19 protein-coding genes are annotated in these 21,265 nt (G+C 61.6%); 16 read left to right on the top strand and 3 right to left on the bottom strand.

Features of this window, described 5'->3' with window-relative positions:
* Positions 1–151 precede the first annotated feature (151 nt).
* The 13 genes from EKL02_RS03025 (at position 152) to EKL02_RS02965 (ending at position 14,236) form a co-directional block, all read left to right on the top strand.
* Positions 152–1,282 carry an ABC transporter permease gene (locus EKL02_RS03025; RefSeq protein WP_128900664.1) on the top strand — a complete coding sequence of 377 codons (1,131 nt, stop codon included), beginning with the start codon at positions 152–154 and terminating at the stop codon, positions 1,280–1,282.
* A complete protein-coding gene (locus EKL02_RS03020) occupies positions 1,282–2,100 on the top strand; it encodes an ATP-binding cassette domain-containing protein (RefSeq protein ID WP_128900663.1) in 819 nt (272 codons plus the stop codon). Before EKL02_RS03025 ends, EKL02_RS03020 begins: the two co-directional genes overlap by 1 nt.
* 21 nt (positions 2,101–2,121) lie before the next feature.
* Positions 2,122–3,060, top strand: a complete 939-nt coding sequence (locus tag EKL02_RS03015) for an MlaD family protein (RefSeq protein WP_128900662.1) — start codon at positions 2,122–2,124, stop codon at positions 3,058–3,060.
* Between the two features lie 5 nt (positions 3,061–3,065).
* A complete protein-coding gene (locus EKL02_RS03010) occupies positions 3,066–3,719 on the top strand; it encodes an ABC-type transport auxiliary lipoprotein family protein (protein ID WP_241687771.1) in 654 nt (217 codons plus the stop codon).
* Positions 3,720–3,727: 8 nt separating this feature from the next.
* Positions 3,728–4,852, top strand: coding sequence for a VanZ family protein (locus tag EKL02_RS03005; protein ID WP_128900660.1), 1,125 nt, complete (start codon positions 3,728–3,730; stop codon positions 4,850–4,852).
* A gap of 47 nt (positions 4,853–4,899) precedes the next feature.
* Complete coding sequence (locus EKL02_RS03000) at positions 4,900–5,217, top strand: NAD(P)H-dependent oxidoreductase subunit E (RefSeq protein ID WP_128900659.1); 318 nt, start codon at positions 4,900–4,902, stop codon at positions 5,215–5,217.
* Positions 5,214–5,849, top strand: coding sequence for an alpha/beta hydrolase (locus EKL02_RS02995; RefSeq protein ID WP_128900658.1), 636 nt, complete (start codon positions 5,214–5,216; stop codon positions 5,847–5,849). Before EKL02_RS03000 ends, EKL02_RS02995 begins: the two co-directional genes overlap by 4 nt.
* Positions 5,850–5,944: 95 nt before the next feature.
* Positions 5,945–7,090, top strand: coding sequence for a D-alanyl-D-alanine carboxypeptidase family protein (locus tag EKL02_RS02990; RefSeq protein WP_128900657.1), 1,146 nt, complete (start codon positions 5,945–5,947; stop codon positions 7,088–7,090).
* A gap of 47 nt (positions 7,091–7,137) precedes the next feature.
* A complete protein-coding gene (locus EKL02_RS02985) occupies positions 7,138–7,407 on the top strand; it encodes a DUF493 family protein (RefSeq protein WP_128900656.1) in 270 nt (89 codons plus the stop codon).
* Positions 7,407–8,036 carry a lipoyl(octanoyl) transferase LipB gene (gene lipB, locus EKL02_RS02980; RefSeq protein WP_128900655.1) on the top strand — a complete coding sequence of 210 codons (630 nt, stop codon included), beginning with the start codon at positions 7,407–7,409 and terminating at the stop codon, positions 8,034–8,036. The genes EKL02_RS02985 and lipB overlap by 1 nt, the downstream gene beginning before the upstream one ends.
* Positions 8,037–8,103: 67 nt before the next feature.
* Positions 8,104–9,108 carry a lipoyl synthase gene (lipA, locus tag EKL02_RS02975; RefSeq protein WP_128900654.1) on the top strand — a complete coding sequence of 335 codons (1,005 nt, stop codon included), beginning with the start codon at positions 8,104–8,106 and terminating at the stop codon, positions 9,106–9,108.
* Between the two features lie 254 nt (positions 9,109–9,362).
* Positions 9,363–12,845: an acyltransferase family protein gene (locus tag EKL02_RS02970; RefSeq protein ID WP_128900653.1), complete on the top strand. Its 3,483-nt coding sequence runs from the start codon at positions 9,363–9,365 to the stop codon at positions 12,843–12,845.
* A gap of 23 nt (positions 12,846–12,868) precedes the next feature.
* Positions 12,869–14,236: a hypothetical protein gene (locus EKL02_RS02965; RefSeq protein ID WP_128900652.1), complete on the top strand. Its 1,368-nt coding sequence runs from the start codon at positions 12,869–12,871 to the stop codon at positions 14,234–14,236.
* 1 nt (position 14,237) lies between these two features.
* On the opposite strand, the gene EKL02_RS02960 is transcribed toward EKL02_RS02965, so the two are convergent.
* From EKL02_RS02960 to EKL02_RS02950, 3 genes are all read right to left on the bottom strand, one after another.
* A complete protein-coding gene (locus EKL02_RS02960) occupies positions 14,238–14,984 on the bottom strand; it encodes a flagellar brake protein (protein ID WP_164931933.1) in 747 nt (248 codons plus the stop codon).
* Between the two features lies 1 nt (position 14,985).
* Entirely contained in the window at positions 14,986–15,732 is a 747-nt protein-coding gene (locus tag EKL02_RS02955) for a flagellar brake protein (RefSeq protein ID WP_128900650.1), read from the bottom strand.
* 154 nt (positions 15,733–15,886) lie between these two features.
* A complete protein-coding gene (locus EKL02_RS02950; protein ID WP_128900649.1) occupies positions 15,887–16,099 on the bottom strand; it encodes a hypothetical protein in 213 nt (70 codons plus the stop codon).
* Positions 16,100–16,420: 321 nt separating this feature from the next.
* On the opposite strand from EKL02_RS02950, the gene EKL02_RS02945 reads away from it, so the two are divergent.
* From EKL02_RS02945 to EKL02_RS02935, 3 genes are all read left to right on the top strand, one after another.
* Entirely contained in the window at positions 16,421–17,215 is a 795-nt protein-coding gene (locus EKL02_RS02945) for a DMT family transporter (protein ID WP_241687770.1), read from the top strand.
* 136 nt (positions 17,216–17,351) lie between these two features.
* Positions 17,352–18,086, top strand: a complete 735-nt coding sequence (locus EKL02_RS02940; RefSeq protein ID WP_128900647.1) for a hypothetical protein — start codon at positions 17,352–17,354, stop codon at positions 18,084–18,086.
* A gap of 137 nt (positions 18,087–18,223) precedes the next feature.
* Positions 18,224–21,211: an EAL domain-containing protein gene (locus EKL02_RS02935; RefSeq protein ID WP_128900646.1), complete on the top strand. Its 2,988-nt coding sequence runs from the start codon at positions 18,224–18,226 to the stop codon at positions 21,209–21,211.
* Positions 21,212–21,265 lie beyond the last annotated feature (54 nt).

Below are 21,265 nucleotides of genomic sequence, written 5' to 3'. Positions count from 1 at the left end.
CAACTACCTGAATGCTTGGTAAAAAATCTTTACTTTAATGCAACAAATTGGTATTGGCGAAACAGCACTGCGCAAAGTCTTGCCTTAACGAAATTTAGTAACAAATATTGCCCAAGATGACGTTTTTGCCATTCTCCCTTACACTCAAGGCATGCCCCCGTTCGAAAACCCGGTATTGACCCCGGATCCCAGCGATGCCTCTCGCCTTTGCGCCCGTGGCGCATGGCAAGTCCATGCATTGGCGCAAGCCGGCGTATTACCTGCCCTGCAAACATCTTTATCGAAGGCACACGCTGCCCCGCAGGCTTGCGCCTGGGATTTGTCGGGGCTGACTGCGCTCGACCATATCGGCGCGCAATGGCTATGGAATGCCTGGGGAAACAAGGTGCCTCCAGGCCTGGCCATCTCGCCGCGACACCAGGCCTATTTCGACCGCCTGCAGGAGGCTGGTACGCTGGCCTTGCCAGTACCTGCCAACAAATCCCTGCTGCCGCTGGCAGAGCTGCTGAAGGCATGGCGCGGACTGTTCGACCATGTTCTCGGATTTCTGGCGCTGCTGGGGCAACTTGTGCTGGACATCGGCACCCTTTTGCGGCGCCCGCGTCGCGCACCGTGGAAGGAGATTTCGGCCAACGTTTACCACGCCGGCTACCAGGCGCTGGGCATCACGGCGCTGGTCGGCTTCCTGATCGGTGTGGTGCTGTCATACCTGTCGGCGCAGCAATTACGCACTTTCGGCGGCGACATTTACCTCGTCAATATCCTCGGCATGAGCGTGGTGCGCGAACTCGGCCCCTTGCTGGCGGCGATCCTCGTGGCTGGCCGCTCCGGCTCGGCGATTACCGCCCAGCTGGGCGTCATGCGCGTTACCGAAGAGCTCGATGCCATGCTGGTCATGGGCCTGCCGCACGGTTTCCGCCTGATTCTGCCCAAAGTCATGGCGCTGTCTGTGGCCATGCCGCTGCTGGTGATCTGGACCGATGCGATGGCCCTGACCGGCGGCATGGTCGCCGCAGAGCTGGAGCTGAACCTGTCGCCGGCCTATTTCGTGCAGCGCCTGCCGGACGCCGTGCCGCTGGCGAATTACTGGATTGGCCTGGGCAAGGGCTGGGTATTCGGCATCCTGATTGCGCTGGTGGCTTGCCATTTCGGCTTGCGCATCAAACCCAATACCGAAAGCCTGGGCCAGGGCACCACCATCTCGGTGGTCACGGCAATTACCATCGTCATCGTGGCCGATGCCGTGTTCGCCATCGTCTTCAGTGACGTGGGCCTGATCTGATGCAGGGGCATCCGCCTACCGCAACGCCGCCGGGCGCCGAACCAGTGATCCGGGTGCGCAACCTGTGGACCCGCTTTGGCAGCCATGTCGTGCATCAGGACCTGAACCTGGAGGTGCAGGCCGGTGAAATTCTTTCGCTGGTAGGCGGCTCCGGCACTGGCAAGACCACGCTGGTGCGGCAGATCATCGGCCTGAACCGGCCTGCGCGCGGCACGGTCGAAGTCTTTGGCGAGAATATGCAAAACGGCGACGCCGCGCGCCTGGAACAGTTGCGCCAGCGCTGGGGCATGCTGTTCCAGCACGGCGCGCTGTTTTCGGCGCTGTCGGCCTTCGACAACGTGGCGCTGCCGATGCGCGAATTGCGCACGCTGCCGGAATCGCTGATCCGCGACGCTGCCCTGTTCAAGCTGCACCAGGTCGGCATCACGCCAGCGGAAGCAACCAAGATGCCGGCCGACCTGTCCGGCGGCATGGTCAAGCGGGTATCGCTGGCGCGCGCACTGGCGCTGGAGCCTGAATTGCTCTTTCTTGACGAACCGACCGCCGGCCTCGACCCTGCCATGTCGGACAGCTTCGTCGAACTGATCCGCGCGCTGCACAAGTCGATGCCGCTGACGGTGGTGATGATCACGCACGACCTCGATACGCTGTATGCGCTATCGACGCGCATCGCGGTGCTGGCAGACAAGCACGTGATTGCCGACGGCACGCGCGAGGAAGTGATGGCAGTAAAGCATCCCTTCATCGAGGATTATTTCTGGGGTGAGCGCAGCCTGCGTGCACTCGAACAGGTGCGCGGCAAAACAGCGCGCCCATAACGGTTAGAGCGAGGCGAGATTATGGAAAACAAGGCACATGCCTTACTGGCTGGATTGTTCACGCTTGCGCTGCTGGCGGCCGCTGTGGCAATCGCCATGTGGCTGGGGCGCGACGAAACCGAAACGATCCCCTACGAGATCGCCACCAAGCTGTCGGTTCCCGGACTCAATCCGCAGGCTGCCGTGCGCTACCGCGGCCTGGATGTGGGCAAGGTCGAGAGCATCGACTTCGACCCCAACGTGCCCGGCCAGATCCTGGTGCGCATGCGGGTGCAGGCCGACACGCCTGTGACGCAATCGACCTACGGCACGCTGGGCTACCAGGGCGTGACCGGCATCGCCTATGTGCAACTCGATGACGACGGCAGCAAGCCCGTGCGTCTGCACAGTTCGGACAAGCAGGTGGCGCGCATCGAAATGCGCCCCAGCCTGTTCGACACCCTGCAAAGCAAGGGCATGGAAATCCTCACGCATGCCGAAGAGCTGACCCGCCGCATCAATGGCATGCTGACGCCGGAAAACGAAAAAATGATCCTGTCGGCTTTCCAGTCCGTCGGCGAGGCAGCAAAGCAGATTGAGACCATCCCGCGCCAGCTGCAACCGACGCTGGCCAAAATGCCGGCGCTGGCTGACCAGACCAGCCAGACGCTGGCCTCGATCAATGCCTTGTCGCGCGACGTCAGCGCCTTGAGCAATAACCTGAATACCCTGACGACGAGCCTGCAGGGGCCGGATGGCACGGTCACCCGACTGGCCACGACCATCGACCAGGTCGGCGCTGTCGCCAACCGGATCGAAACCGAAGCGTTGCCGCTGGCACACGATGCCCGCTCGACCCTGCGCGCACTCAATCGCACCATCGATACTTTCCGCGAACAGCCCCAAAGCATTCTGTTCGGCGTCAGCGGCCGCGCGCCCGGACCGGGCGAATCCGGTTTTGTCGCGCCGGAAAACAATTGAAGACCATGCCCATTGCGCCCGCCATGAAAAAAACCTTCGTACGCCACCTCTTTTTGCCATTCCTGTGCGGCGCTTTGCTGCTTGCCGGCTGCACCGTGCAAAGCGGCCGCCAGTCGCCGGCCAACCTGTACGACCTTGGCCCCCTGCCCACCCTTGGCCCTGCCGCCGCCACGGCACCGGCGGCGCAGCGGCCGATTGCCGTCAGCGTGGCCGAAATCACGCCTGCGGCCTGGCTCGACAGCCCGCTGATGTTTTACCGTCTGCTGTATGCAGATGCCCAGCAACCGCGCGCCTATGCGCAGCAGCGCTGGATCATGCAGCCGGCCGACCTGTTTGGCCAGCGCCTGAAGGCACGCATCGTCCAGGCGGGTGGCGTGGCAGTGTCCGCTGTCGATGGCGCCAGCAACCTCGCGCTACTGAAAATCGAGGCGGACGATTTTACCCACGTGTTCGAGTCGCCAGAGAAGAGTTACGGCAGCATCGCGCTGCGCGCCACGCTCTATCACGGCCGCACGCTGGTGGCGCAAAAGAATTTTGCCGTGCGCCAGCCGGCGGCGAGCAACGACGCTGCCGGCGCCGCCCGTGCGCTGGCCGGCGCCAGCGATGCCGCAATCGCCGACATGCTGGCATGGCTGGCTACCCAGCCCCTGAAGCGCTGAGGCCGGGCATGTCTGTCACCCGGGAGCATCCGCCAGCAGCCTCGACCTTCGCCCGGGTCGGCCTGCTGATGTATCTCCTCTTGATCGTCTATGCCAGCCTGTTTCCGTTTGCCGGCTGGCGCGACAACGGCATCCTGCCCTACGCATTTCTATTTGGCCCGCTGCCGCATTACTGGACAGTGTTCGATGCCCTGACCAATGTCGTCGGCTACATTCCCTTCGGCATCCTGGTTGCCTTTGCCGCCTATCCGCATGTACGCAGCACCTGGGCCATCTTGCTGGCGCTGACCGCCGGCGTGCTGCTGTCGGGCTCGATGGAAGCGGCGCAGACCTTCCTGCCCTCGCGGGTGTCGTCCAACCTCGACCTCTATACCAACGTTGCCGGGAGTCTGGCCGGCGGCATCGCCGGTGTATTCCTGACCCCGACCTTTCTCGAGCAAAGCCGGTTTTTAAGCCTGCGCCGGCACTGGTTCTTTGATGACGCCGGTCGGGGCCTGATCGTTGCCGGGCTCTGGCCGCTGGCGCAAATCTATCCGCAGGCCTACCTGTTTGGCCACGGCCAGCTCTCGCCCATCCTGTCGGAATGGATCAGCGCATGGCTGGACGAATCCTTCGACCTGGCCGCCGTGCTGCGCGCCGGCATCGAGCTCACGGTCGAGCAATACTGGCTGGCAGAGACGGCGATTACGGCTTGCGGCATGACTGGCGCAGTGCTGCTGCTGCTGGTGATGCTCAAGCCAGCGGCGCCGCGCGCGCCGCTGGCGCTGCTGCTGGTGGCGGCGACGCTGGCTTTCAAGACACTCGCCAATGCCCTGCTGTTCAACCCGGCCAACGCTTTCAGCTGGCTGACGCCGGGCGCACTGGGCGGCCTGATGTTCGGCGGCGTCATGCTGTTCGGCTTGTCCTTTGCGCCGGCGGTGGCGCAACGGCGCATTGCCGTGCTGATGCTGGCGGTGAGCCTGTTGTTCGTCAATCTCTTGCCGGGCAATCCGTATTTCGCCGCCACCCTGCAAAGCTGGGTACAGGGGAAATTCCTCAATTTTAACGGCGCCGCACAATTCCTCTCCCTGATGTGGCCAGCCTTTGCGCTCTGGTTCCTGCTGCATCCCACGCACCGCATGAAACGCAAGTGAGGGCGGTGTATCATGTACGGCTCACGCCAGCCAGGAGCTTTCGCGCCATGAGCGACAAACCGTATTATCAGCACCACGTATTCTTTTGCCTGAACCATCGCGAGGAAGGCCGTCCATGCTGCTTTGACAAGGGCGCCCAGCAGGCGCAGGAGCATGCCAAGCGCCGCATCAAGGACTTGGGCCTGTCAGGCGAGGGGCAGGTGCGCATCAACAAGGCAGGGTGCCTCGACCGCTGCGAGGAAGGTCCGGTCCTAGTGGTCTACCCGGAAGGCACCTGGTACACCTATGTCGACACCCACGACATCGATGAAATCATTGACGAACACCTCGTCGGCGGCAAGGTCGTCGAGCGCCTGAAGATATGAGCGCGCGCCATCAGCCGTTTACCCTGGCCGGTGGCGCCGGCCCGCTGCAATGCGTGCTGGAGCTGCCAGATGCAGATCATTATCCTGCCCCGCGCGGCATCGCGCTGGTCGCGCATCCGCATCCGCTGTTCGGCGGCGCCATGGATAACAAGGTGACCACCACGCTGGCGCGCACCTTCACCGGCATCGGCTATGTCGCCGTGCGCATGAACTTCCGTGGCGTCGGCGCCTCCGCCGGCGTGCATGACGAAGGCCGCGGCGAAACCGACGACATGGAATTGTTATTGAATCATGTGCTGGCGCAGTACCCGGGCTTGCCGGTGGCGCTGGCAGGTTTTTCCTTTGGCACACTGGTGCAGGCGCAATTGCAGCAGCGCCTCGCCGCCCAGGGCCGCCCGGCCGAACGGCTGGTCCTGACCGGCACTGCCGCCGGCAAGTGGCCAGTGCCCGAAGTCCCGGCCAATACCATTGTCATCCATGGCGAACAGGACGATACCATTCCGTTAAGTGACGTCCTCGACTGGGCCCGCCCGCAAGACTTGCCGGTGATCGTGATTCCCGGCTGCGACCATTTTTTCCACAGAAAATTGCAACATATCAAGAATTTCGTGGTCGAAATGTGGCACCGCTAGACCAAACCGCGTCCGGCTTCATTTTCACCTAAGCGCGGGGGGCTATAATGCAGCATTCCCCGCTGTTACTTCCCTTTCGTTTGAACGCCCTACCCATGAAAAAACTATTTGCGGCCTGCGCCGCCAGCCTGCTATTTGCTGCCCCCTCCTTCGCCCAAAGCCTGCCGGCACCGACCCTGGCCGCCAAGTCCTGGCTGCTGCTCGACGCCACCAGCAACCAGGTCGTCGCCACCCATGAACCGGATTTGCGCATCGAGCCCGCATCGCTGACCAAGATCATGACGGCCTACCTGGCATTCGCCGCGATCCGCGACAAGCGGCTCGACCTGAACCAGAGCATAAACGTGTCGGTGCGCGCCTGGAAAGTCGATCCGAGCAGCTCGAAAATGTTCATCGACCCGGCCACGCCCGTGAAGATCAACGACCTGCTGTATGGCTTGATCGTCCAGTCCGGCAACGACGCCGCCGTCGCCCTGGCGGAGGCAGTCTCCGGAACCGAAGAAACCTTCGTTGCCCTGATGAACCAGGAAGCGCAGAAGATGGGCATGAAATCGACTCGCTTTGCCAACGCGCACGGCCTGCCGAGCCCCGACAATTATTCGACCGCGCGCGACCTGTCGATCCTGGCCACGCGCCTGATCAATGACTTCCCCGAGCTCTACAAGATTTACTCGACCAAGAGTTATACCTATAACAAGATTACCCAACCCAACCGCAACCGCCTGCTGTGGCTCGACCCGTCCGTCGACGGCATGAAGACCGGCCATACCGAAGCCGCCGGCTACAGCCTGATTTCCACGGCCAAGCGCCCGGGCGTGGGCGGCGACCGCCGCCTGGTCTCGATCATGATCGGCACCACTTCCGACCAGATGCGCGCGCAGGAAAGCCAGAAGATCCTCAACTGGGGTTTCCAGAACTTCGACACCGTCAAGCTGTACGCCAAGGGCCAGGCGGTGGATACGCCGCAAGTCTGGAAAGGGTCGAAAAACCAGCTGAAAATCGGCTTTAACCACGACGTCTATGTGACGGTACCCAAGGGCGCCGCCGCCAAGATGAAGCCGGTACTGGAACGCAAGGACCCGCTGGTGGCACCAATCGACCTGAATGCCCAGGTCGCGACCCTGAAAATGGTGGTCGATGGCAAGCCGGTCGCCGAGTTGCCGGTGCTCGCGCTGGAACAAATCAGCCAGGCCGGCATATTCGGCCGTGCATGGGATGCCATGCGCCTGTGGCTGCAGTAAGAACGGCGTAAAATAGCTGCGGAACGACCATAGATTGTAGAAATGCCATGCCGCAGCCAACCGACAGCCTGATCGAGTACCCGAGCGACTTCCCCATCAAGATCATGGGCGCAATGCAAGATGCCTTTGCCCAGACCATGGTGGAAGTCGTCACCCTGCACGACCCGAGTTTCCACGCCGGCAAAATGGAAATGCGCCCTTCCTCGAAGGGCAATTACCTTGCGCTGACTGTGACCGTGCGCGCCACCAGCCGTGAACAGCTCGACAACCTCTACCGCGCACTGTCCTCGCACCCGATGGTCAAGGTGGTGCTGTAGTGCTGGTGCGCCATCTCGGCCTGGTTGACTATGCGCCAAGCTTTGCCGCCATGCGCGCCTTCACCGATGGGCGCGATGCCGAAACGCCCGACGAATTATGGATTGTCGAACATCCGCCGGTATATACGCTGGGCCTGGGTGCCGATCCGGCGCATGTCCTGAATGCCCACGGCATTGCACTGGTACAGACCGACCGCGGCGGCGAGGTGACGTATCACGGCCCCGGCCAGGCGATTGCCTACCTCCTGCTGGATCTGAAGCGCGGCCGCGGTGGCCGCCTGTATGCGCGCGAACTGGTGCACGCCATCGAACAAGCCGTCATCGATACCCTGGCGGCGTATAATCTCGATGGCGAACGCAAGGCGGGCGCGCCCGGCATCTATGTCGCCCAAGGCCCCTGGCAAGGCGCCAAGATTGCCGCGCTGGGCTTGAAGGTACGCGCCAGCGGCTGCACTTACCATGGACTGGCGCTGAACGTCGACATGGACCTGGCGCCTTTTTCCTGGATTAATCCCTGCGGCTATGCGGGATTGAAAACCGTGGACATGAAAACCCTGGGTGTTGCCGCGCCCCTGGCCGAAGTACAGTCAGCACTCACTCACAACCTACTGGAACGATTGAAAGGATAGGCACGCCCGCGATGGCGCCTCCGGCAACAACCCTGCCGGAATCACCATCTGCAGCGTGGTTCACATCATGGACAGCAATCCGAGCAACGCAAACGACAAGAACGACGCGCAAGCCGCGCCCGCCTACAACCCGAACGAGAAGCAAAAAGGCGCCGGCAAGACCGCGCGCATCCCGATCAAGATCGTGCCGGCAGAACGCCTGCCGAAACCCGACTGGATCCGCGTCAAGGCAGGGTCGCCGACCACGCGCTTCTATGAAATCAAGGATATCCTGCGCGCCAACAAGCTGGTGACAGTGTGCGAGGAAGCCTCCTGCCCCAACATCGGCGAATGCTTCGGCAAGGGCACGGCGACCTTCATGATCATGGGAGACAAGTGTACCCGGCGCTGCCCTTTCTGCGACGTCGGCCATGGCCGCCCGGATCCGCTCGACGTCAACGAGCCGGAAAACCTGGCCAAGACGATTGCGGCCCTGAAGCTCAATTACGTCGTCATCACGTCGGTGGATCGGGACGACTTGCGCGATGGCGGCGCCGGCCACTTCGCCGAATGCATCCGCCGCGTGCGCGAACTGTCGCCGAACACTCGCATCGAGATCCTGACGCCGGATTTTCGCGGCCGCATGGACCGCGCCCTGGAAATCCTCAAGGCAGCACCGCCGGATGTGATGAACCATAACCTGGAAACCGTGCCGCGCCTGTACAAGGAAGCGCGCCCCGGTTCGGATTACGAATACTCGCTGAACCTGCTCAAGCGTTTCAAGGAACTGCATCCGGAAATCCCGACAAAGTCGGGCATCATGGTGGGTCTCGGCGAGACCGACGACGAAATCCTGCAAGTCATGCGCGACCTGCGCACGCACGGCGTCGACATGCTGACCATCGGCCAGTACCTGATGCCGTCAGGAGACCATTTGCCGGTGCGCCGCTATGTGCATCCGGATACCTTCAAGATGTTCGAAGATGAAGCCTACAAGATGGGCTTCGTGCATGCGGCTGTAGGCGCGATGGTGCGTTCGAGCTACCACGCAGACCAGCAGGCGCATGGCGCCGGGGTGACGATGGAAAAATAAAGTGTGATGATGGAAAAATAAAAAACGCCGGCTTTAAGCCGGCGTTTTTTTCGTCAATCGATTTTGCCTCGAAAAGCCAGCCGCACGCCGTCCGACTTTCTTCTCCGGGCTAAACAAAGGCTCACCGCACCGATTGCCAGAGTAGCATCGCAACAACACTCCATCGCTCCCGTCTTGCAATCCTTGACCGTCACTTAACGTGAACGTTTAAACTCATTGGCACAAATGCAAGACAATACAAGTGAGGCTGATCCATGACCACGGCACAACGTTTCCATTCGCTCGACAACCTGCGGGCGATCATGATGTGGCTCGGCGTTGTGCTGCATGTCGCCGTCAATCACATGGTCGGCATATCCCCGCTGCCCTGGCGCGATCCGGAAACCACGCCCGCGGCCAACCTGGCGATGGCCGTCATCCACACTTTCCGCATGCCGGTGTTTTTCATCCTGGCAGGCTTTTTTGTCGCGCTGCTGGTGGCGCGGCGCGACTACGGCGGCATGCTCAAGCACCGCCTGCGCCGCATCGGCCTGCCCTTTCTGGTGTTCTGGCCATTGGTCTACATCGGCACCGGCGCCCTCATCATGCAGTATCTGGCCTTGATGCCGCTCGACGCCGAGGGCCAGCCGCCGCAGCTTCCCGATGGCCCGCTGCTCAATACCATGCATTTGTGGTTCTTGTATTACCTGCTGTGGTTTTGCGCCCTCACCGCCCTGTGCTGCCTGGCAGCGCGGCATATCCCCGCCCGCGCAAGAGACCGCATCGCCGCGACGTGGTACTTCCTGGCATCGCGCTGGTGGGGGTTTCTGGTTTTGACGCTGCCGCTGGCGGCAACCGGCGCATTTTACTGGAATGGCATCGTCGCGCCGGACGGCTCCCTGCTGCCGCGCGCCACCGAGCTGATCCACAACGGCCTGTTCTTCGTCTTCGGCTACTACCTGTACCGGCAACAGGACAGGCTGCTGGCATCGTATATGCAGCATTGCTGGCGCTACCTGGCGGCAGGACTGGCTTTCTTCATTGTCGCCATGGGCGTCTACGATGTCCTGCTCAAGCAAGCGCATGCGGCACCCTACGCCTGGGCCGGAATGGCCTTCCTGTATCACTGTGCCAGCTGGCTGTGGAGTTTCGCCCTGATCGGCCTGTTCATGCGCTACCTGCCGGCGCAAAACCGCTTCCTGGCCTATATTGCAGACAGTTCGTACTGGGTGTATCTGGTGCACATGACGGCCACGGTCGGCTTTGGCGTGCTGCTGTACGACGCGCCGTATGGCGCCCTGACCAAGATGGCCATCAACATGGCAGCCACAACGACAGTGTGCCTGCTGAGCTACCATCTCCTGGTACGCTACACGCCGATAGGGACCTTGCTGAATGGCCGTCGGCATGCCTTGCCTTTCAGCCGGCGCACGCTGGCGGTGCTCGGCACGCTGCTCGTCATTGGCGGCGTAACTTTGACGCAAATAAAATTCGATGCAAATCAATTGCCGACCCGCCGCAGCGCCCCGGCGGCAATTGCCGTGCCGGACGACATCGGCCGGTTGCTGCGCGAGCTTGGCCATGCCTACGCCAGTCCGGATGCCAACGCAGTGGCGCAATTGCTGTCAAAGGACTTTCTTCACCAGGGCATGGATCGCACAGCGTTTCTCGCCCACCTGAAAAAAAACCGGCAGCACCTGGGCAAAGTTGATGTTAGGCCAGTCGAGTTCCGCACCTATCCCGACCATGTGGAAGTGAGCGCCTATGGCTTTTCCGAGAAAGGCGTACTGGCGCCGGACTTGCAGTTGCTGCCGTTGCAGGCGGGGTCAACACTGGTGCGGGAAGCGGGCCAGTGGAAATTGCGAGGCAACCAGAAATACGAGGAAGCCAGCCTGTACCAGCGGGCAGCGCATGTCGTGGCCGATTTCACGCCGCGCGACCTGGATACGTACCGGCGCCACCTGCCAGCAGGGTACACCCTGCCTGAGCGTCCCTACGTGAGGGTGTCGGTCGCCGACTGGCAAGGCATGGGCGCGCCGCAAAGCCCTTACAGGATGGCGCAGCTGAGCATACTGGCGAGCAAGGATGGGGAAAACATCTGGCACATCCTCGCCATGCCGGAATCCGACTGGCTGGCGGTGGAATCAGGCAAGGCCATCGGCTTTCCCAAATTTCTTGCAGATATCGATATTCGCCGCAGCATCGCCCGGCAGTGGCACATCGCCTTGCGGCGTGATGGCGCGCCGCTTGCCGATATCGGATTTGAAGGCGTGATCACCAGAAAGTCCTCGACCTATCGCGATGACTGGCCAAAAAATGGCGACGACTGGCTCGTCCTGGGCAAGGATGGCGCTGAAAACAAGGCAGTCATCACCCCGCCCGCGTTTCCCAAGCGTGCCAGCAGCGGCTATGGCTGGATGACTGTCAACCCGCAGGCCAGTCCCTGGAAGGAACTGCTCGCCCCAGCCAGCCGCGCGCTGGCGATGTCTTTCGACACCGAGGGTACGCACAAGCTGCACATGTATCCCAGGGCCAATGTCCCTGTTCCGGCGGAGATCCGGCAACTGCTGGATGCCAATGGCGCCGCCTGGGCCGGCAATGATTTGGAAGCCGCGCTCGCGCTGCACCATCCCGCCTTTCGGGTAACCAACCAAAAGGATCTTGCTGCCATGCGCAAATTGTTTCCACATACGCGGCGCTACGAGTGGCAAGTCAAGGAACTGCGCCAAGACGGCGACTTTGCCCATATCCGCGGCGAAGTCCAGACAGAGGCCGGTGCCATCCCGGCGCGCGCTCGCCTGCACAAGGCAGATGGCCGCTGGGTATTCTATGGCGATGGCGGATCCTGGCAGGAGCAGCGGCATCTGCAGCCAGCGGCAAGCGCGACTGCAGCCCATGAGTTCGACGAATACTTCCGGGAGCAGGCGCAGGAAGTGCGGGCCACCGGAGACGATTTGCACTTCGAAAACGAGGCGGGCAAACTGGGCATGTTCGGCACACCGGGCAACGCGGTGTTCAAGCCGGCCGGGCAAGGGCCTTTCCCGGCGCTGGTGCTGCTGCCGGATTGCGGCGGCAGAATCGGCGACAGGATGCGCAAGCGGGTCGAGGCCGGCCTTGCGCAAGGCTATGCGGTGATGGTGCTGGACAGCATGCGCGGCCATCTCACCAACTGCGTTGCGCCCCTGAAGGTTTCCATGGCACGGCGCCTCAAGGACGCCTACGATGCGCTCGACTATTTGAGCAAGGTCCCGCAAGTCGATCCGCAGCGCATTACCGTCGCAGGATTTTCCCAGGGCGGCACGATCGCGCTGATGCTGGCCTCTAAAAAGTCTTCTGATCCGTATACGGCCCAACAACGCTATGCCGCCAGTGTCGCCTGGTATCCCTTATGCTATATGTCAGCCCGCTATGCCAAGCGGGAACTCGACTTCCTGCGGCCCGACATCGATACGCCGTTGCTATTGCTGATGGGTGGCGAAGACAGCTACACGCCGGCCTATGACTGCGTGCCTCATCTGCAGGAATTGCAAGCCGGCGGCGCGCCAGTTGAATGGTATGTCTTTCCACAGGCTGTGCATGGCTGGGATCTTGCCGAAGTCAGCGGCAGGTCGACCATGACTTTCCGTGGCGACCGCATGACCTTCAGCTTCGACGCTGCCGCCACCCAGGAAGCGCAGGAACGGACGTTTGCATTCATGAAGCGGCACCTGGCGCGTGAACCACAGCAGCAGGCCGATGCGGCAAAAACAGCGCGGTGACATGAGATGCCAGGGATAAAGCCATGTTAGATGCCCGGGAAGTCGATCCGCGCAAGGATTATTCGCGCTCTGCCATTCACAAGCCAGTCCCCTTCAGCCCTTTTCGTTATCTTGCGCTGATGGTACCAATTCCGCTGTTGGCATGGTACTGGGCCGGCGAAGCCTTGCACAAGTTGGAGTTGGACTGGCTCCGCTCCAATCCGGGCCAAGTGCATTCGCTCGCCGATGTCTGCCAGGCCAGTAGCGCCGGCATGTGCGCGCTTTACGCACCGGCGACATTCACGCATTGGCTGGCGCTGGGCCTCTTGATGCTCATCCCGAAATTCATGCTACTCACGGCAAGCTTGCCCGGTTGGCCACCGCGCTGGCAGGAAAGGATCTTGCGCAATGCCTCATGGCTCGGCGCAATCGGCCTTCTGCTCACGCTGGCGATGGTCATGACACGCGGCCTGATTGCTGCCATGACGGTCTGGTTCGTTCCGCATATCTGGTGGGGCAATGACACTGTCGGGCTGCAACTGGCCGTCATCATCGGCATTATTGCGGTCATCCGCGTGCCGCCGCATGTGCTTGCGGCCTGGCGCCTGTGGCGCGGCTTCAGCAAGACCCGGACCGGCAAGCCGGTCACGGCGCACGATGCGCCGTCTCTATGGATGCTAGTACACGAGACTTGCCGCCGCATCGGCGTTGCCGCCCCGGACCACCTTGTCATGGGCGTGGCGCCGGACTGCCGGCTGGAGTTGGGCAAGATGCGGCTGGAACCGGCTCGGCAGGTGCTCGACGGGCGCATACTGTACCTCGGCGCCACACTCGCCTCGGCACTGGAGCGCCAACGACTGGAGCAAGTGGTCGAGCATGCTCTGCTCAAAAGTCGCGGCAAGTTCGGCGAATGGCTGCCGGCGGTACAGGACTGGGTCGAATCATCGGAAGGCCACATGAAAATGATGAAGGAAGCACGCTCCGGCGGCAACTTGTCCGGCGCGACAGACCCGGCGCTCTTGTGCTGGGAAGGATGGCTGGTGACGTTGAAAAAAATGCTGGAAAATTTCAGGGAAGAGCATGCTTACGAGCAGAAAATAGGGATGGAATACGAAGTCGAGCAAACTGCGCCGGCAGTCGCCGCGATACTCAGCGAAGCCTCGCTGGCTTACCGCAAGGATGTATTTCATTTGTTTGTCGTGGACCTGAGTTCGGGAGTGCACTGCCCGGCGGTGCTGACATGGTTTCAACGGGCGTTCCGGCAACGCATGCCGGGCGATGTCGCGGCAAATGTCCACACTCATACGAGCGCGGCGCTGGAAACGGAACTGGTGTTGCTTGAGAAAGAGTGGTTGGTCAAAACCAGCCAGGCGAGCACGCCAACCGATTGCTGGGAACTGCGTGCGGCGTGATTCAGCCGCCCACGCCGCCAGTGTCCAGGCCGCGTCGTTCATGCTCGATCCGCGTAATATAGCGCTGTATCGCCACGCTGGCGGCCGGCGCCAAATCAACAAACGACAAGCCGATGCGATAGCGATCCCCCTCCTGACGCTCGGCGATCTGCGTGACATGACGCACCTGCGCGGCGCAATCGATTGTGACGGGCAAGGGCAGCTTCAGGGCCAGGCGGGCAATTACCTGACCCGCCTCGACTGGCGGCTGGCCAATTACGGCAAGGCCCACGCCGCCCACGCTCAAGTCGTGTGCCGGCCATTCGCCGACCGCGCCGTTATCCTCGGCAAACAGCCTGGCCATCAGGGGCTTGGCGACCGGCAGCAGGATGCGGTAACTCTCGCGCCGCTGCACGCGCACCAGGCGCTCCGGCAGTGGCACCCGGAACGCCTCGCTGCCACCCCACGATAAACGCTCTGGCTGGGCCCCGATGAACTGCACGCGAATGCCATTAAGGTGGGACACGAACAGGCAGGTGGAACTGGCCGGCAGGCGCCGATTGGCTTCCGGGTCGCCGCTCAGGTCAAACACCAGCGCATCGGCGCGCGCCTCCAGCAGAATGGTCTGAAAAAAATCACGGCCACCATTGAAATACACGGTCACGGGCTCGCGGTAATGAATGAGGTCATTGAGAACGCTGAGGATTTCCATGCGGCCGCGCAGGAAATAGCGGTCCTCGATCTGGTCGTCGCTCAGTGAGGGCAGCATGTCAGCCCTCCGTGCCAAAGGACACGTGAGCGTTGCGGCGCGCATGCTCGACATCGATGATGTAACGCTGGATCGCCACCCGCATTGCATCCGGCATACCCGAGAAACCCAGCCCGATGCGAAATGCCATGCCGCCGCGCCCCTGCGTCAGAGCGGTTGCGTGGCGCAAATTCACCGCACTGTCGATGATGCCATGGCCGTCAAGAACCAGGTGCACGCGCGCGACCTGCGGCGCCAGTCCCAGTTCGACCTGGCTGTTGAGCGCCACGCTGATTCCGCCTGCGCTAAGATCGTGCAAGGGCCACGCACCCAGCAGAGTGCCATCGCTTGCATGCAACGATACCTGCGGCGCCTGAGCATGCGGCAAGACCACGCGAAAACTCTCTTGCCGCTGCAGCCGCGCCAGGCGGGAGGGAAGCGGCACACTGAACGCGGCGCTGCCGCCCCAGGACACTGGCTGTGCCGGCCCTGCGGCAAACTGCACCCGAATGCCATCCGGGCAGGCAAGAAAGGTGCAGGACGATGCTGACGCCAGACGCTGATTGGCCGCCGCAACCTCGGCGACTTCGAATACCAGGGCTTGATCGCGCGCCTCCAGCAGGTGCGTGACGATGCGCTCGGCGACGCCGAAATGCACGTGAAATGGTTCGTGTCGATAAATAAACTCGTTCAGAAGGGCAAGGATCTCCATACGGCCATGTACAAAGAACCGCTCATCGATGCCGTCGAAATTCACGCCTGAAGTCAATCCATCCTCCCTGGTTCATTTTGGCGGCACGCGCACGCAAGGCAACGGTCAGCCGAATCGCAGCCGGTTGGCTTTTCACGCATTTATTTCACGTATTCAAGTCTAGCAGGCTTGCCGCGGCTTGTGAAATGGTGCAACGGGTGAAGAGGCGGGGCTAGGTTCTGTCGATGCCCTGGCTGAGACGTTCTGCGCGGGCGAGAAGTGCGGCAACGCTGGCGGTGTTGATCAATTCCGATTCAGCAAAGTTGATCGGCTCGCCATTGCGCATGTCATGTATCAGGGACAGCAGATCCATCACCAGCGTATAACGGCACGCGGCTTCGACCAGGATTTCGAGTTTGTACGCCTCATATTCAGATCGAACCATCAAGCACCTCGCAGGAGAGAGATTCCTTGCCTATGTCTTTCGTAGGGAAAGTATGCAAATAAGTTCCTGGCGTGTTCAAAAAATCGCAAGCATCCAGGGCTTGCGCACAGCAGCATCCCAAGACAAAGGCATTAAAATTGGAAAACATCCTCGCCACCGGTTACCATATGCGAACAGCGCCTGCTATGCTGCAATGTTTCAGCACACACCTTTCCGTTCACTAATTCGCATGGCCTGAATTTGCCCAAGCTGCAACCCCGTTCGATTGGCTTGATCTGCCTTGCCATCACCTCCATTGGCTGGGGGGTGAACTGGCCAGCGATGAAATTTCTCCTGACCGAATGGCCTCCGCTGTTTGCCCGGGGTTGCGCTGGCGTGATCGCAGCCATGGCGATCGCCTGTATTGCGGCTTGTCTTGGGCAATCCCTGCACGTGCCCCGCGCGCAAATCATCCGGCTCGTTGTCAGCGCCTTTATCAATGTATTCGCGTGGATGGGGTTCTCGACATTGTCGATGCGCTGGCTGCACGCCGGCCAAGCAGCGCTGCTGGTCTATACCATGCCGGTCTGGGCGACTCTATTGGCCTGGCCTCTACTCGGCAAGCGCCCCAGTGCAACCAGCCTTGGCGGACTGGCCCTGTGTATTGGCGGCGTTGGCCTGCTGTTCGGCGGCCATGAACTGGCGCTCGGCGTCGACAAGCTGCCGGGCGTCCTGTTTGCCTTGGGTGCCGCCATCCTGTTCGCCCTGGGAACGGTCGCAGTGGCGCCGCTGGCGTTGCCCCCCCTGACCAGCCTGGCCTGGCAACTGGCCTTGGGTTGCGCACCGATGCTGATGTACGGCCTGCTGGTCGAAAAGCCAGATTTTGGTGCCATCAGCCCCGCCGGCATCGGCGTAATGATTTACATGACCATTGTACCCATGGCGGTGTGTTACCTGACGTGGTTCGCGGCGCTACGCCGATTGCCGCCAGCCACCGCATCCGTCGCCACCCTGCTGACGCCGGTCATCGGTGTAGGTGCAGCCGCGCTGGCGCTGGGTGAGCCGCTCGGTGGCCGCGAAGCCGCCGCAATCGGCATGACCCTGGCCGGCATTGCGCTAGCCATGCGCAAAGGCTGAATTTCTCCCGCCGCCGCCAGTGCCTGGCACGAACCCCGAAACTGACTGGGTTTACTTGCTCTTTTCCAAATTATCAAAGAGGTAAGCACGGGCTACGATGCATTGCATTAACCACTGCTTCCCCAGGAACCGCGCCATGGATACCCAACTGGATACATCCCTCCTTTCTCCGCACCATATCGAGTACCGCACCTTGCAGGCGCCGCTCTCGCGCCCGGCACCCACCGCGGAAGAGCGCCTGCCCTTCACAGTGCGGCTGGTGCAGACGCAGGAAGAATTGAGCAAGGCACTGCAAATCCGCTACGCCGCCTATGCCCGTCATGTTCCCAGTTTCGCCGAATCGCTCAAGATGGCCGAACCGAACGACCGCGACAGCGGCGTTGCCATCCTGCTGGCCGAGTCCAAGCTCGACGGCTCGCCGCTCGGCACCATGCGCATCCAGACCAACTGGTACAACCCGTTGAGCCTGGAACAGTCCGTCGAATTGCCGGCCTGGCTGCAAAACAAGTCGCTGGCCGAAGCCACCCGGCTTGGCGTCACCGAGCAGAAGATCGGCCGCAACGTCAAGACCGTGCTGTTCAAGGCGTACTTCCTGTATTGCGTGGAAAACGGCATCGACTGGATGGTCATTGCCGGCCGCTCACCGATCGACCGCCAGTATGACCGCCTGCTGTTTTCCGAAGTGTATCCAGGCATGGGATATATCCCGCTGCGGCACGCCAATAACATGCCTCACCGCGTGCTGTCATTTGAAGTCGCCACAGCGGAAGAACGCTGGAACCTGGCGAAACACCCCTTGACCAATTTTATTTTCCACACGCGCCACCCGGACATCGACATCGGCAACAAGCATGTGTCGCAACTGCAGTAAGTGAGGATGCGGCATTGGCCTGTTCCAATATAAACAGTGTTGCTAGCAGGCCACTAAATATACGCACCAAAATGTTACATCACAGAAATAAAGTGTGAAATTAAGCTAAGATGCGGTAGAGATGGGGACCCACAACCATGACTACCGCTTTCAAAGCGCTGTCGCACCGACACCGCTACGTCCAGGCTGCGCTGGACAAAATCCTGTATTACTTTGCGGCGTACGCGCTGCCGATCCTGATCGCCTTGCTGTCGGTGACGGCGGCATTCGCATGGAAGTCACATTACCCTGCTGCCGGTAACGCCACGGCGCTGGCGTTTCGGGTTATCGCCGATGCCGGCGCCGAACTGACACCGCAACAAGCGCTCGCCCGCCTGGACGGCAAGGCGGAAACCGCCATGTTTGACACTAAACTGGCAGAGACGCCCTTCTGGTTTGCATTCGATTTGAAACGTACGCCTGGCGCACCTGCCGTGGCGATCGAACTGCCGTCGCGGCATGCGCAAAAGACCGCTTGCTGGGATGCCGACAACCTGCAGGAACTCGGGCGCGCCGACCGCAACCAGGTGCAAGGCGCGCTGGCAGGCGCGAAGGCCGGCTTCGCGCTGGGCCTCGATGCATCGCTGCAATCTTCGCGCGTACTATGCCAGGCCAGTTTCGTGGGGCCGGCGCGCCTGACGGTGGCGCAATGGCCTGCGGCCCAATTGAATGCCAATATGCTGGCCTTCCACCGCCACTCGGGACTGCTCGAAGGCGGCATGATTGTCCTGGCGCTGTTCATGCTCGTCACCGCCTTGCTCAACCGCGACGGCACTTACCTGCTGTTCTCGGCCTGGCTGCTGGTCAATCTCCGGGTCGGCGCGCTTTCGGCGGGATGGGATTTCCAGTGGCTTGGGCAAACCATTCCGCCCGAGTGGATGCAGCAAAGCCGCCTGCTGACCATCACCGTGTATTTCATTGCGACCGTCAGCCTGTTCAAGGCGCTGTTCCGGGATGATTTACCCAGGGTGGGTTACGCCTGGCTGATGCAGGGCATGCAATGGATTTGCGTGTTGCTGTTGCCGCTGGCGCTGATCATGCCCTATGCAAAATTTTTGCCGGTGTTCTGGATCAGCACCCTGGTCGGCGTGCCGTTGCTGGTGTTCCTGCTCATCCGCATCCTGCTGATCGCCCGCTCGCCGGTGGCGATCTGGTACAGCGCCTCGATTGCCATCACCCTGGGCGCGAGCCTGTACGAAGTGCTGGCGGCGGCGTTCGGCTGGAAAGGCATGCTCGGCACCGTCAACAGTGTCACAGCCGCGCTGTCCTCAAGCCTGCTGGCCTCGCTTGCGCTGGCAGCGCAAATGCGCAGCGAGCACCAGGAACGGCTGGAAGCGCAGGCGGAACTGCGCCACAACTATGAAGCCATGCCGATCGGCCTGTTCACCCTCGACTTGCAGGGGCGGTTCCTCAACGCCAACCCGGCGCTGTTAGCCATGCTGGGATACGACGTGATGGCGCCACAATACAACCAGTGGGGACAATATTTTGACCACGGCGCCTGGAGCCAATTGCTCGACCAGGTGCATGTGGGCCATGGCGCCGAGCTGGAAATCAGGAGCCGTGCGCAGGGCACCGATGGCGAGCAGAAGCGCTACCTGGTCAAGGCCGCCCTGTCGCGTGGCAAGATCGAGGGATGGCTGCAGGATGTCACGGAAAAATCCAAGGCGGACGAGAACTTGCGCTTCATGGCCCTGAACGATCCCCTGACCCGTGTCTACAACCGCCGCGGCATCGAGCAAATGTACGAATCCGCGACCACGCAACTGGCTGACGGCAAGCCGCTGGCACTGGCGTATCTCGATCTCGACCGCTTCAAGCTGATCAACGACCTGTATGGCCACACCACCGGCGACCAGGTGCTGCGCCAGGTGTGCGAGCGCATTTCCGGCATGCTGACCGGCACCCAGCTTATCGGCCGGGTCGGCGGCGACGAATTCGTCATCGTCATGCCCAACACCACCATGCAGCCGGCGGCCTGGACTTGCCGCGGCATCATCGGCGCGGTCAGCACCGAACCCTACCGCATCGGCGACAAGGCATTCCAGGTCGGCGTTTCCATCGGCCTGATCGACATCAGCGCCGGCACCCAGATCAAGGATGCCCTGGCCAACGCCGACCGCGCCTGCCGCGAAGCCAAGGGCGGCCATAACGAAGGCCTGGTGGTGTACGAGAAAAACGCCAAGGCGTTCCATGACCGCGAAGCCGAGCTGAAACTGGTCGAGCGCCTTTCCGGCAACAGCCTGCTGGAAGGACTGTTCCTCGAAATGCAACCGATCATGTCGCTGAAAACGCCGCACGAGTCGCTCAATTTCGAAGTGCTGCTGCGCATGCGCAATGCCGACGGCAGCATCATCCCGGCCGGCCGCATCATCGGGGCAGCCGAAAACAGCGGCCGCACCGGCGTGGTGGACCGCTGGGTGATGTCCACAACGCTGGACTGGATCGACCGCCATTACGACCGCTTGAGCCGCACCCGCTTTGTCTGCATGAACCTGAGCGGCGCATCGCTCAACGACGAGCGCTTCGTGCAGGATGCGTATGCCATGCTGGCGGATAACCCCCGCGCCGCCGGACGCCTGTGCGTCGAGATTACCGAAAGCGTCGCGCTGCACGATCTCAACAATACGCGGCGCTTCATCGACAAGGTGCGCAGCTACGGCGTCAAGGTCGCACTGGATGATTTCGGCGCCGGCTATACATCCTTCTCCTACCTGAAGGAATTGCCTGCCGACGTACTGAAAATCGACGGCAGCTTCGTCGTCAACATGAACGAGCACCCGACCAACGTGGCCATCGTGGAAGCGATCGTCAACCTGGCGATGAACCTTGGCATGAAAACCATTGCCGAGTGGGCGGAAGACCATGCCACGGTGCAAACGCTGGCGGAAATCGGCGTCGATTACGTGCAAGGCTTCGCCGTGGCGCGGCCACAGGATCCGGCGAGATTGCTGGAAGCGGAATCGTCGGCCAGCTTCATCAAGGATGACCGCCTGGCCAACTTCGTACGCACGCTGGGCAAGGGCGAAACGATCCATGGCCAGACCGATTTGCTGGAACTGCTGCACCCCAAGAAGCTGCATTGAAGATAACCAGCCCTGCCCGCGAGCACCGGCCGGCCGAACGAAAAAAATGGCACC

The sequence above is a fragment of the Janthinobacterium sp. 17J80-10 genome (assembly GCF_004114795.1).
GTDB lineage: Bacteria > Pseudomonadota > Gammaproteobacteria > Burkholderiales > Burkholderiaceae_D > Paucimonas.
The sequence above is the reverse complement of the archived record's forward strand: the minus strand, read 5'-3'. Positions and strand labels throughout refer to the sequence as shown.

Bases quoted from the DNA above. Each gene is read 5' to 3' on its own strand.
- EKL02_RS03025 (WP_128900664.1), top strand. From the start codon at position 152: ATGCCCCCGTTCGAAAACCCGGTATTGACCCCGGATCCCAGCGATGCC.
- EKL02_RS03020 (WP_128900663.1), top strand. From the start codon at position 1,282: ATGCAGGGGCATCCGCCTACCGCAACGCCGCCGGGCGCCGAACCAGTG.
- EKL02_RS03015 (WP_128900662.1), top strand. From the start codon at position 2,122: ATGGAAAACAAGGCACATGCCTTACTGGCTGGATTGTTCACGCTTGCG.
- EKL02_RS03010 (WP_241687771.1), top strand. From the start codon at position 3,066: ATGCCCATTGCGCCCGCCATGAAAAAAACCTTCGTACGCCACCTCTTT.
- EKL02_RS03005 (WP_128900660.1), top strand. From the start codon at position 3,728: ATGTCTGTCACCCGGGAGCATCCGCCAGCAGCCTCGACCTTCGCCCGG.
- EKL02_RS03000 (WP_128900659.1), top strand. From the start codon at position 4,900: ATGAGCGACAAACCGTATTATCAGCACCACGTATTCTTTTGCCTGAAC.
- EKL02_RS02995 (WP_128900658.1), top strand. From the start codon at position 5,214: ATGAGCGCGCGCCATCAGCCGTTTACCCTGGCCGGTGGCGCCGGCCCG.
- EKL02_RS02990 (WP_128900657.1), top strand. From the start codon at position 5,945: ATGAAAAAACTATTTGCGGCCTGCGCCGCCAGCCTGCTATTTGCTGCC.
- EKL02_RS02985 (WP_128900656.1), top strand. From the start codon at position 7,138: ATGCCGCAGCCAACCGACAGCCTGATCGAGTACCCGAGCGACTTCCCC.
- lipA (WP_128900654.1), top strand. From the start codon at position 8,104: ATGGACAGCAATCCGAGCAACGCAAACGACAAGAACGACGCGCAAGCC.
- EKL02_RS02970 (WP_128900653.1), top strand. From the start codon at position 9,363: ATGACCACGGCACAACGTTTCCATTCGCTCGACAACCTGCGGGCGATC.
- EKL02_RS02965 (WP_128900652.1), top strand. From the start codon at position 12,869: ATGTTAGATGCCCGGGAAGTCGATCCGCGCAAGGATTATTCGCGCTCT.
- EKL02_RS02960 (WP_164931933.1), bottom strand. From the start codon at position 14,984: ATGCTGCCCTCACTGAGCGACGACCAGATCGAGGACCGCTATTTCCTG.
- EKL02_RS02950 (WP_128900649.1), bottom strand. From the start codon at position 16,099: ATGGTTCGATCTGAATATGAGGCGTACAAACTCGAAATCCTGGTCGAA.
- EKL02_RS02945 (WP_241687770.1), top strand. From the start codon at position 16,421: ATGAAATTTCTCCTGACCGAATGGCCTCCGCTGTTTGCCCGGGGTTGC.
- EKL02_RS02940 (WP_128900647.1), top strand. From the start codon at position 17,352: ATGGATACCCAACTGGATACATCCCTCCTTTCTCCGCACCATATCGAG.
- EKL02_RS02935 (WP_128900646.1), top strand. From the start codon at position 18,224: ATGACTACCGCTTTCAAAGCGCTGTCGCACCGACACCGCTACGTCCAG.